This is a genomic window from Achromobacter maghribensis (assembly GCF_057334215.1).
This window is the reverse complement of record NZ_JBHFII010000065.1, coordinates 40,518-52,203: the sequence shown is the minus strand read 5'-3', so window position 1 is coordinate 52,203 and position 11,686 is coordinate 40,518. Positions and strand designations below refer to the sequence as shown.

General features: G+C 66.2%; 10 protein-coding genes. 6 read left to right on the top strand and 4 right to left on the bottom strand.

Annotated features, from left to right (window positions below; genetic code table 11):
• Positions 1-246, bottom strand: a 246-nt coding sequence (locus ACE039_RS30045) for a methyltransferase domain-containing protein (RefSeq protein WP_485824162.1), incomplete at its 3' end; no start/stop codon positions are given.
• Positions 247-357: 111 nt separating this feature from the next.
• On the opposite strand from ACE039_RS30045, the gene ACE039_RS30040 reads away from it, so the two are divergent.
• Together ACE039_RS30040 and ACE039_RS30035 are read left to right on the top strand one after the other, a co-directional pair.
• Positions 358-1,167: an aminoglycoside phosphotransferase family protein gene (locus ACE039_RS30040; RefSeq protein ID WP_448709106.1), complete on the top strand. Its 810-nt coding sequence runs from the start codon at positions 358-360 to the stop codon at positions 1,165-1,167.
• A gap of 84 nt (positions 1,168-1,251) precedes the next feature.
• A complete protein-coding gene (locus ACE039_RS30035; protein WP_485824161.1) occupies positions 1,252-2,646 on the top strand; it encodes a GntP family permease in 1,395 nt (464 codons plus the stop codon).
• Here the strand turns inward: ACE039_RS30035 and ACE039_RS30030 are convergent.
• Positions 2,625-3,536, bottom strand: a complete 912-nt coding sequence (locus ACE039_RS30030; protein ID WP_448709108.1) for a LysR family transcriptional regulator — start codon at positions 3,534-3,536, stop codon at positions 2,625-2,627. The two genes, ACE039_RS30035 and ACE039_RS30030, sit on opposite strands and share 22 nt — an antisense overlap.
• 115 nt (positions 3,537-3,651) lie before the next feature.
• Between ACE039_RS30030 and ACE039_RS30025 the strand changes: the two genes are divergently transcribed.
• Entirely contained in the window at positions 3,652-4,407 is a 756-nt protein-coding gene (locus tag ACE039_RS30025; protein ID WP_485824160.1) for an SDR family oxidoreductase, read from the top strand.
• Between the two features lie 330 nt (positions 4,408-4,737).
• Positions 4,738-5,622 carry a crotonase/enoyl-CoA hydratase family protein gene (locus ACE039_RS30020; protein WP_105560239.1) on the top strand — a complete coding sequence of 295 codons (885 nt, stop codon included), beginning with the start codon at positions 4,738-4,740 and terminating at the stop codon, positions 5,620-5,622.
• Positions 5,623-5,648: 26 nt separating this feature from the next.
• Here ACE039_RS30020 and pdeR read toward each other — a convergent pair whose 3' ends face one another.
• On the bottom strand, positions 5,649-7,646 hold the full coding sequence (pdeR, locus tag ACE039_RS30015) for a cyclic di-GMP phosphodiesterase (RefSeq protein WP_485811035.1): 1,998 nt from the start codon (positions 7,644-7,646) through the stop codon (positions 5,649-5,651).
• Between the two features lie 357 nt (positions 7,647-8,003).
• Positions 8,004-8,999 (bottom strand): Bug family tripartite tricarboxylate transporter substrate binding protein, encoded by a 996-nt coding sequence (locus ACE039_RS30010; RefSeq protein ID WP_485824159.1) that lies wholly within the window; start codon positions 8,997-8,999, stop codon positions 8,004-8,006.
• A gap of 221 nt (positions 9,000-9,220) precedes the next feature.
• On the opposite strand from ACE039_RS30010, the gene ACE039_RS30005 reads away from it, so the two are divergent.
• Complete coding sequence (locus tag ACE039_RS30005; RefSeq protein WP_485824158.1) at positions 9,221-10,996, top strand: IlvD/Edd family dehydratase; 1,776 nt, start codon at positions 9,221-9,223, stop codon at positions 10,994-10,996.
• Positions 10,997-11,005: 9 nt separating this feature from the next.
• Positions 11,006-11,686, top strand: a 681-nt coding sequence (locus tag ACE039_RS30000; protein WP_310033562.1) for a GntR family transcriptional regulator, incomplete at its 3' end; no start/stop codon positions are given.

Below are 11,686 nucleotides of genomic sequence, written 5' to 3'. Positions count from 1 at the left end.
CGCGGCGTCGACCATCGCGGCCACCGCATCGCTCGCGGTGACGTGATAGCCCAGCGCCCGGACCTCGCGGCTGATGCGGCCTTCGCCACAGCCGATTTCCAGGGCGCGGCCCTGGCCCGCACCCAGATAGGCCGCGAAGCCCTCGCGGTACGCCCAGAAGGCGTCATGCCCGGGGGTGCCTGCCCAAGCAATCCATTGATCGGCCACGGCGGTCCAATGCGCCTGGTCCGGTTGCGATTCGGTCATTCTTGATCCTCCATGATGTCGCCGCCGGACATGGCCCCGGCTTCGGACTCGAACCAGTGGCCCGGCGGCAGGCCCTACTATATACAGCCCGGCAACCTCCCCCCTGTTCCCATGTTCGACGCCTACCTGACCCGTTGGAATCTCGTGCCCGACGGCGCGCCCATCGCGACCCCCGCCGCGCGCTTGCTGCCGGTCACGCAGGACGGCGCGCCGGCCATGCTGAAGGTGTCGATCGAAGAAGACGAACGGCAAGGCGGCGTGCTGATGACATGGTGGGACGGCCAGGGCGCGGCCCGCGTGCTGGCGCACGACGACCACGCCATTCTGCTGGAACGCGCCACCGGCACGCGCTCGCTGGCCGCTTACGCCCGCACCGGCCGCGACGACGAGGCCACGCGCATTCTGTGCGGCGTGCTGAAGGCCCTGCACGCCCCGCGCGCCAAACCGCTGCCCGCGTTGCGCAGCCTGGAAGAATGGTTCGTGGAACTGTGGCCCATGGCCCGATCGCAAGGCGGCATCCTGGCGCACAGCGCCCGCCACGCCCGCGCGCTGCTGGATGCCCCCCGCGACGTTGCGGTGCTGCATGGCGATGTCCACCACGACAACGTGCTGGACTTCGGCGAACGCGGCTGGCTGGTCATCGACCCCAAGCGCCTTTACGGCGAACGCGCGTTCGACTACGCCAACATCTTCTGCAACCCCGACCTTGCCGACCCCGTGCCGCCCGTGGCCATCGTGCCCGGCTGCTTCGAGCGCCGGCTGGAGCTGATCGTGGCCGAGTCTGGCCTGGAACGCCGCCGTCTGCTGCAATGGATCGTGGCGTGGTGCGGGCTGTCCGCCGCCTGGTACCTGGGCGACGGCGATGACGCCGCCATCGACCTGAACATCGCCCGCCAGGCCCAGGCATTGCTGGACGCCTGAGCTGACACGCGTCACGAAGGCGCCGGTTCGATGGGGTAAGGTGTAGCCCCTGCACCCCTTATCTCTTCATTCCTGGAGTACCGAATGACCGGATTGTTCATCGTGGTGGCGGCGCTGGCATTTCTGATGCTGGCGGCGTATCGGGGCTACAGCGTGATCCTGTGCGCACCCATCGCAGCCATGGGCGCGGTGCTGCTGACGGATCCTTCCGCGCTGGCCCCCGTGTTCTCAGGCATTTTCATGGAACGCATGGCGGGTTTCGCCAAGCTCTACTTTCCCGTGTTCCTGCTGGGCGCCGTATTCGGCAAGCTGATCGAACTGTCGGGCTTTTCCCGCGCGATCGTGCAGGCGGTGCTGCGCATGATCGGCGCCGAACGCGCCATTGTCGCCATCGTGCTGGTGTGCGCGGTGCTTACCTACGGCGGCGTGTCGCTCTTCGTCGTGGTGTTCGCGGTGTATCCGTTCGCCGCCGAGATGTTCCGCCAGGGTGGCATCCCGAAGCGGCTGATGCCGGGCGCCATCGCGCTGGGCGCGTTCACGTTCACGATGACGGCGCTGCCCGGCACGCCGCAGATCCAGAACATCATCCCCACCACCTTTTTCGAGACCACCACGTGGGCCGCCCCCTGGCTGGGCCTGATAGGCGCGGCGTTCACGTTGACGACGGGCGTCACCTACCTGGAATGGCGGCGCAAGCGCGCGGCCGCCGCAGGCGAGGCCTATGGCACCGAACTGCGCAACGAACCCACCACGCCGCCCACCGAACGCGACCATCATCCACTGATCGCGCTGCTGCCGCTGGTAGTGGTGGGCGTGGTCAACTTCCTGCTGACGCGCTGGATTCCCGGCTGGTATCCGGCCGGCGCCGAAGTGAACCTGCCCGGCCTGCCCAAGCCCATGCCCGTGAACGCCGCCGACCAGGTCGCGCTGTGGGCGGTGATGGGCGCGCTGATCGCCGGCATCTTCATCATCCTGCTGTTCTCGTTCCGCGGCATCAAGGCGCACTTTGCCGAAGGCAGCAAAAGCGCCGTGTCGGGCGCGCTGCTGGCGTCGATGAACACGGCGGCCGAATACGGCTTTGGCGGCGTCATCGCCGCGCTGCCGGGCTTCCTGCTGGTGGCCGAGGCGCTGAAAACCATTCCCGACCCGCTGGTGGGCGAAGCCATCGCCGTGACCTCGTTGGCGGGCATCACCGGATCGGCCTCGGGCGGCATGAGCATCGCGCTGGCCGCGATGGCGCAAACCTTCATCGACGGCGCGGTCGCGGCGGGCATCCCCATGGACGTGCTGCATCGCGTCGCCGCCATGGCCAGCGGCGGCATGGACACGCTGCCGCACAACGGCGCGGTGATCACGTTGCTGGCGGTCACCGGCCTGACCCATCGGCAATCGTATGGCGACATCTTCGCCATTACGCTGATATCGACGATGTCGGTGTTCGTGGTGATCGCGGTGTACTACCTGACCGGCATCGTCTGATCGAAGGCCGTGGCGAACACGTCGGCCAGCCACTGCGTGAACACGCGCACCCGGGCCGACACCTGCCGGTTCTGCGGATACAGCACCGACACCGGCATGGGCGCGGGCGGGGTGTGGGGCAGCACGATGCGCAGATGCCCCGCCGCCAGTTCCCGCTCTACCCGATAGCGCGGCACCTGCGCCAGCCCCAGGCCGGCCAGCGCCGCGCCGGTATAGAGTTCGGCGCCCGTCACGCTGATCACCGACGCGGGACGCACCAGCACGCGGCGTCCGTCCACCATGAAGTCCAGCGGCATGCTGCGCCCGGTCGCGCTGGACAGGTAATCCACCGCGCGGTGCCCCTGCAGCGCTTCCAGGCTGGCGGGAGTGCCGAAGCGCGCCAGGTAGGCGGGGCTGGCCACCGTCACTTGCGGCATCAGCGCGATCTGCCGGCCCACCAGCGAAGAATCCTGCAAGGCGCCCGCGCGCAGCACGCAATCGACGCCCTCGCGCACCATATCCACCAGACGGTCGTCTTCGCCCAAGTGCAGGACGATGTCGGGATAGCGCTCCAGAAAGCCCGGCAGGCCCGGCATCACGAAATATTTGGCCAGCGTGCCCTGGGCGTTGACCCGCAGCAGCCCCTTGGGCGCCGTGTTCAGGAACGCGCCGTCGGCCTCTTCCAGATCCGCCAGCAGGCGCACGCAGCGCTGGTAATAGGCCTCGCCGTCCTGGGTCAGGCGCACCTGGCGGGTCGTGCGTTCCAACAGTCGGGCGCCCAGGCGCTTTTCCATGCGCTTGATCAGGTTGGTGACGGTCGCGCGGGGAATCTGCAGGTCTTCCGCCGCCAGGGAAAAGCTGCGCCGTTCGGCGATGCGCACAAACACCTGCATTTCCTGGAAACGATCCATGCCAACCCGCCGATTATTAACGAAAATGGAATTATGTTCGCGAATATAGGGTAATTATCTTCGGTTTGGAATAGTTCATGATGCATCTCACCCCTTCCCCTCACGGAGACCCAACATGACATCCCAAGCCTCTCAATCGACCCCGCAACGCGTCGCCCTGGTCACCGGCGGATCGCGTGGCATCGGCGCCGCCATCGTGCGCCGCCTGGCCCGCGACGGCTACGCGGTGGGCATCAACTACGCATCCCGTGCGGATGAGGCCGACGCGCTGGCCAACGACATCCGCCAGGCGGGCGGCCGCGCCGTGGCGGTGCAAGCCGACGTGTCCAAAGCCGCCGACGTGCGCGCCCTGTTCGGCAAGGTGGAATCCGAGCTGGGGCGCATCAACGCGCTGGTCAACAGCGCGGGCGTCCTGAAGGTGCAGCCGCTGGCCGACACCTCCGACGAGGACTATGCCCAGGCCTTCGACATCAATACGCGCGGCACCTTCAACACGCTGCGCGAAGCGGCCACGCGGCTGGCCGACGGCGGCAGCATCGTCAACGTGTCCAGCACCACCATCGCGCTGAACTTGCCCGGCTATGCGATCTACATCGCCAGCAAGGCCGCGGTCGAGAGCTTCACCCATGTGTTTTCCAAGGAACTGCGTGGCCGCCGGATCACCGTGAACGCGGTGGCGCCTGGCCCGGTCGCCACCGAGCTCTTCCTGAAAGGGAAAAGCCCCGAACTGATCGAACACTTCGCCAAGATGCCGCCGCTGGAACGCCTGGGCCAGCCGGACGACATCGCGGGCGTGGTGTCGTTCCTGACCGGGCCGGACAGCGGCTGGGTCAACGGCCAGATCCTGCGCGCCAACGGCGGGGTTGCCTGAAATCGGTGCAAAGCGGGGCGCGCGCCGGCCTTGCCTGGCGCGCCTCCGTCATCCGAACGCATGAGTTCCGCCGTCCCAACGGCGTTTTGCGCACCGCCCGGATCCGCGCGAATTTGCGAGGGTCCTCATCCGTAGCACCGATGCGCGCCTCGGCCGAGCGGCCGATCCCGCGCCTCAATTCGCAATAGTCCTGCATTGTTCACTCGCGCTTTCGACTTACGGACAAGTCTGGCCAAGCGGACGAGGTTTGCATGAGACGGTAGCCGGAAGGTCTGTATTAGGCTGACCCGGCAGTACACCGACTCACCTTGACCGATTGGACGAAAGCAAATGAATCAACTCATTCATCCAGACTGCCACCCCTTTACCGCAGCAGGCAACATGAAGCAGATTTCAGCGTTTTACGAGGAGGGACGCCGTGTCATGTGGATGATGCTCCGTGCGCAGCCGCGGCCTTGCTTCAATCACGAACTCATCGATGAAATCATGACGCTGGCGCGCGCCGCCAAGGACTCGGGCCTGCCCATCGACTTCTGGGTCACGGGCTCGCTGGTCCCGCAGATCTACAACGTGGGCGGCGATCTGAACTTCTTCGCCGAGGCCATCCGGACGGGCAAGCGCGAGGCCCTGCGAGCCTACGCAAGAGCGTGCGTGGACTGCGTGCATGCCGCCTCGCGCGGGTTCGACACCGGCGCGATCTCGCTCGCCATGATCGAGGGCACGGCGCTGGGCGGCGGCTTCGAGGCCGCCCTGGCCCATCACTTCGTGCTGGCGCAGAACAATGCCCGCATGGGCTTCCCGGAAATGGCGTTCAACCTGTTCCCTGGCATGGGCGGCTACTCGCTTGTGGCGCGCCGGTCGGGCATGAAGCTGGCCGAAGAACTGATCAGCACGGGGGAATCGCATACCGCCGAATGGTTCCACGGCAAAGGGCTGGTGGACACGCTGTTCGAGCCGGGCGAAGCGTACCGCGCCACGCGCACCTTCATCGACGTGATGCGTCCCAAGCTCAACGGCATGCGCGCGATGCTGCGCGCGCGCCAGCGCGTGCTGAACCTGTCACGCTCTGAGTTGATGGACATCACCGAGGACTGGGTCGAAGCCGCCTTCTCGATCGATCCGAAGGACCGCGCCTACATGGAACGCCTGGTGATGGCGCAGAACCGCCGCACCGCCGCCAGCCCCGACTCGGTGCAGGAAGCCACCATGCACTAATCCGCTGCACGAGGGCGCCGGCTGTATCAGGCGATCAGATGCAGCCGGCGGCGCTGGGCCAGCCACGTGACGAATTCGGCCGCGGGCATGGGTTTGGCGTACAGATAGCCTTGTTTGGCATCCACGCCCAGCGTGTCCAGGAACGAAGTTTCTTCCAACGTCTCGACCCCTTCCGCGATCACCTTCAGTTCCAACGTGCGCGCCACGGCCACGATGGCTCGCGCCAGCGCCTGCGACACCGGATTCTCGTTCACGCCGCGCACGAAGCTGGCGTCCAGCTTGATCGCGTCCAACGGAATGCGCGCCAATTGCGACAACGACGAATAGCCGGTGCCGAAGTCGTCCAGGTGGACGCGTGCCCCTAATTGGCGGAACTGCTTGATCAGGTCGATCGCCGCGCCTTCGTCTTCGATCAGGCAGCTTTCCGTCAGCTCGATGTCCAGCAGGCACGGGTCCAGCTCGGCGTCGCCAAGGGCGCTCATGAAGTCGCTGACCACGCCCTTGTCGTCCAATTGGCGCGCCGACATGTTGATCGCGATCCGGATGTTCAGGCCATCGCGCTTCCAGGCGGCCGCCTGGCGGGCGGCCTCGCGCATGACCCAGACACCCAGCGGCGAAATCAGGCCGGATTCCTCGGCGTACGGAATGAAGACGCTGGGGCAGACCATGCCACGCTCGGGCGAGCGCCAGCGCAACAGCGCTTCGACGCCGTCGACTTCGCCGGTGCGGCCCACAAGCTTGGGCTGGTAATACAGCATCAGGTGGTTTTCGGCCAACGCCTTGCGCAGGTTCGTGTCCAGCCAGACATAGTCCGCGTTGCGCCGGTCCATGTCGGGCTGGAAGACGCGGTAGGTATGGCGCCCCGCTTCCTTGGCCACGTACATGGCGATGTCGGCGCTGCGCACGACGCTGTCCAGGTCGGCGCCGTGGTCGGGGTACATCGCGATGCCGATCGAGCAACTGGTGTAGACCTCGATCAGTCCCTGGCGGAAAGGCTCGCGCAGGCGTTCGATGATGCGTTCCGCGGTGGCTTCCAGTTGCCACGCCTGCGCCTCTTCCTGCAGCACGATGAACTCGTCGCCGCCCAGCCGCGCCAGCGTCTGCCCGTCGGACAGGCAGGTCGAAATTGCCACCGACACCGCCTTGAGCAGGCGGTCGCCGAAGCCGTGTCCGTAGTGGTCGTTGATGCGCTTGAAGTTGTCCAGGTCCAGGAACAGCACGCCGCCCCGCCCTTCCTTGCCCGCCGCCAGCGCCGCCTTGAGCCGCGCGGTAATCGAATGGCGGTTGGGCAGGTTGGTCAGGGTGTCGGTGTTGGCCAGCACGCGCAGGCGTTCTTGCGCCTGGCGCTCTTCGGTGATGTCGGTGCCCGAGCAGATCAGGTAGACGCGTTTTTCGCCGCTGCCGCTGGTGACGAACTTGTTCCGGAACAGGAACAGCCGGGGCCCCTTGACCGTGTTGATCAGCCGTTCGGCCTCGTAGGACTGACCACGCTTGTAGAACTCTGCGATATTACGGCGCGAGGCCATGGCCTCTTCTCGCGTCATGAACATCTCAAACACGCTGCGCCCGACGATGTCCTGCTCGCGCTTGCCGGTGTATTCCTCGCTGAGCTTGTTGAAGCGCTGCACCCGGCCGTTCTGGTCGACGATGACAATCACGGAGTTGGCTTCGGACACCACGGTCTCGGCAAAGGACAGGCCTTCGACCAGATCCTTTGCAACGGCCTCGGTGTCGGAATGCGCCGACGCCGTGCCGGCCCATTCATTGGGGTTGATCTTGCGGCCCACCAGATGCAGCCGCAGCGCGTCCCCGTAGAGCGTGAGGTCGATGCGCAGGCTGGAGGTGATGCCCGTCAGGGAACGGATGGCGTCGGCCTGATCCGGGCGTAGCGCCATCGCGATATTGGCCGCGCCCTTGACGGCGGCGAGCTCAAAGGCGTCGCTATCGGCCGACAAACGCCAATAGGGACTATGCGTACCGAAATGCGTATGCAGGATCGACCTTTCGTCCTGATTCTCTGTCATCGTGGTATCCCCCCACTGTCCTACGGCTGGTTCACGCTAACAAGGCGTCCTTTAGGATGAACAGCCCTAGTCGGACCGAAAAGTACATTACGGCCTAGCCTGGACGGGGTCAATACCCCGTTGCGGCGCGATATTCCCAGTATTGCGGATTGTTGCAACGCCTATCACGGGCAAGCGGGGAGTTCTCTCGTTCCCGGTGGCTTTAATGCGCCGCCACGCCCAAGCGCGATCACCTTGTTGCGTCAGCCCCCCACTGCAATGCAGAAACAAAATCGCCGAAGATTTCGTGAAGAAATCTTCGGCGTGTCGCATCAACCGCGCGACCGGAGGATCAAACCGGCGGATCAAACCGGCCGGTCAGTCTCCTTTCACCCCCGCTTCGTCGATCACCTTGGTCCAACGCGCCACTTCCGCCGACACGCGGGCGCGGGCATCGGCCGGCGTCGTCCAGGTGGCGATGGCGCCTTGGTTCAGCAGCGACGCCTTCACTTCCGGCTTGGCCAGGATCTTCTTCAGCTCGCCGTTCAGGCGATCGATCACCGGCGCCGGCGTATTGGCGGGCGCGACGATGCCGAACATCGAACTGACTTCAAAGTCCTTCAACCCCGCTTCCGCGGCGGTCGGCACATCGGGCAGCGTCTCGACGCGCGCCGGAGACGTCACCGCCAAGGCACGCAGCTTGCCCGCCTTGATATTGCCCTGCGCCGCAGGCACGGTTTCGATCATGCTCAGCACCTGACCGCCCATCAGGTCGGTCATGGCGGGGCCGCTGCCCTTGTAGGGGACATGCAGGATGTCCACGCCGGCCGAACGCTTGAACATTTCGCCGGCCAGATGCTGGGGCGATCCGTTGCCGGCCGACGCCATGGTGATGTAGCCGGGCTTGGACTTGGCCAGCGCGATGAACTCGGACAGCGTCTTGGCCTGCACCGACGGGTTCACCACGAATACCAGCGGCACCGTGCCCACGATGGACACCGGGGCGAAGCTCTTTTCCACGTCATACGTGACGCGGCCGCGGTACAGGGCGGCGTTGATGGAATGGCTGGTCAGCGCGCCCATCAGCAGGGTGTAGCCGTCGGGCTGCGCCTTGGCGACCTGGTCCGCGCCAATGTTGCCGGCAGCGCCCGCGCGGTTTTCAACGATCACCGACTGGCCCAGCGCGCTCGTCAGCTCCTGCGCCAGCACGCGGCCGATCACGTCGGTCGCGCCTCCGGGCGGATACGGCACGATCATGCGGATGGGCTTGTCGGGGTAGGCGTCGGCCGACATCGCCGGGGCGGAAACGCCGGCACAGAGGGCCAAAAGGGTAAGCAGGACGGCACGGCGCGGCCGCAGACGCAGGTCTGACATGGGGTCTCTCCAGCCGGGATGAGTATAGGAATGGACGGACGCCCGGCTCGTCAACGAGCGCCAGTGTAGGAGTCCGAACTTGATAGAAGAATCAGAATTTTTCTATCGACTGATCTAATAAACAGATCAATATATCGACGTGCACAAAGCGCTTGCCGGCGACTGCAAAGGCTGGATATGATCTTGCCCCTGGATTATCAATAATATTATCGGGACTGAACATGACGGACGAGACCAAAGGCGGCAAGCCCGCAGCAGGACCTTTCGACAGCGACAGCGCAACCGCCCAGGGCGTGGCGCGCGGCCTGACCAACTATGGCGACAAGGGCTTCTCGCTGTTCCTGCGCAAGGCGTTCATCAAGGGCGCCGGTCTCTCCGACGACGCGCTGGCCCGTCCGATCATCGGCATCGTCAACACCGGCAGCAGCTACAACCCGTGTCATGGCAACGCGCCCCAGCTGATCGAAGCCGTCAAGCGCGGCGTGATGCTGGCGGGCGGCCTGCCGATGGACTTCCCGACCATCTCGGTGCACGAAAGCTTCTCGCAGCCGACCAGCATGTACCTGCGCAACCTCATGTCCATGGACACCGAGGAGATGATCCGCGCGCAGCCCATGGATGCCGTCGTGCTGATCGGCGGCTGCGACAAGACCGTGCCGGCCCAACTGATGGGCGCCGCCTCGGCCGGCGTGCCCGCCATCCAGCTGGTCACCGGATCGATGCTGACCGGCTCGCACCGCGGTGAACGCGTGGGCGCCTGCACCGACTGCCGCCGCTACTGGGGCCGCTATCGCGCCGACGAGATCGACGCGCCGGAAATCGCCGACGTCAACAATCAGCTGGTCGCCAGCGTGGGCACCTGTTCCGTCATGGGCACCGCCAGCACCATGGCGTGCATCACCGAAGCCCTGGGCATGATGGTGGCGGGCGGCGCATCGGCCCCGGCCGTCACCGCCGACCGCGTGCGCGTGGCCGAACGGACCGGCGCCACCGCCGTGGCCATGGCGGCGTCGCGGCTGACGCCCGACCAGATCATCAACGGCAAGTCCATTGAAAATGCCTTGCGCGTGCTGCTGTCCATCGGCGGGTCTACCAACGGCATCGTCCACCTGACCGCCATCGCGGGCCGCCTGGGCATCGACATCGACCTGGCGGGCCTGGACCGCATCAGCCGCGAAACCCCCGTCCTGGTCGACCTGAAACCGTCCGGCCAGCACTATATGGAAGACTTCCACGACGCGGGCGGCATGCTGGCGCTGCTGCGCGAACTGCGGCCTTACCTGCACCTGGATGTGATGACCGTATCGGGCCGCACCCTGGGCCAGGAACTGGATGACGCGCCCGCCGCCTTCGCGCAGGACGTGATCCGCACCGCCGAGGCTCCCATTTATCCGATGGGCGGCCTGGCCGTGCTGCGCGGCAACCTGGCTCCGGGCGGCGCCATCATCAAGCAGTCGGCCGCCAACCCCAAGCTGATGGAGCACGAAGGCCGGGCGGTGGTATTCGAAGATGCCGAAGACATGGCGCGCCGCATCGACGACGACGCGCTGGACGTGACGGCGGACGACATCCTGGTGCTCAAGCGCATCGGCCCGACCGGCGCGCCCGGCATGCCGGAAGCCGGCTACATGCCGATCCCGAAAAAGCTGGCGCGCGCGGGCGTCAAAGACATGGTCCGCATTTCGGACGGCCGCATGAGCGGCACGGCGGCGGGCACCATCGTGCTGCATGTCACGCCCGAGGCCGCCATTGGCGGACCGCTGGCTTACGTGCAGAATGGCGACCGCATCCGCTTGTCGGTGGCGCAGCGTGAAATCGCGCTGCTGGTGGACGATGCCGAGCTGGCGCGCCGCGCCGCGGCACAGCCCATCACCCGGCCCACCGCCGACCGCGGCTATCGCAAGCTGTTCCTGCAAACCGTGACGCAGGCCGACCAGGGCGTCGATTTCGATTTCCTGCGCGCCGGCGTCACCCACGACACCGTGCCCAAGAAGTAAGCGCCTGCCATGAACGCCATCACGCCCGACGCCCTGCAAGCCGAGGCCCCCGACGCCACGCAGCGCGCGGTGGCTGCCCTGGAAGAAGACATCGTCTTCGGCCGGCTGCACCCGCGCGAACGCCTGACCGAGGACGAGCTGATGGCGCGCTTCTCCATGAAGCGCCACGCCGTGCGGCAAGTGCTGGCCGAACTTGAGCTATTGGGCGTCGTGGAGAAAAAGCGCAACATCGGCGCCGTCGTGCGGGCGTTTTCCACCCGTGAAGTGATGGAACTGTATGCGCTGCGCGAAGTCCTGGAAGTGCATGCCGCCAGCCAGATGCCGCTGCCCGTGCCCGAAGCGCGGCTGGCGGCGCTGGTGTCGGTGCAGCGGGAACACGACGCGGCCGTCGCCGATGGCGACGCGCGGCGCGTGTTCCGCAGCAACCAGCGTTTCCACCACGAATTCTTCGGACTGCTGGACAACGCCGTGCTGGGCCAGGCCATCGAGGAATACGCCCGGCGCACCCACCCCATCCGCTTCGGCACGTTGGTGGCGGCCGGTTACCGCGAACGCGCCCGCCAGGAGCACTGGGCCATGATCCAGGCGCTGCGCGACGGCGACCGGGCCGCATTGATGACGGTGTGCCGCGACCACCTGCTGCCCTCGCGCGATGCCTACCTGGCGTCCGAGCTGGCGCGGCCGGGGCGC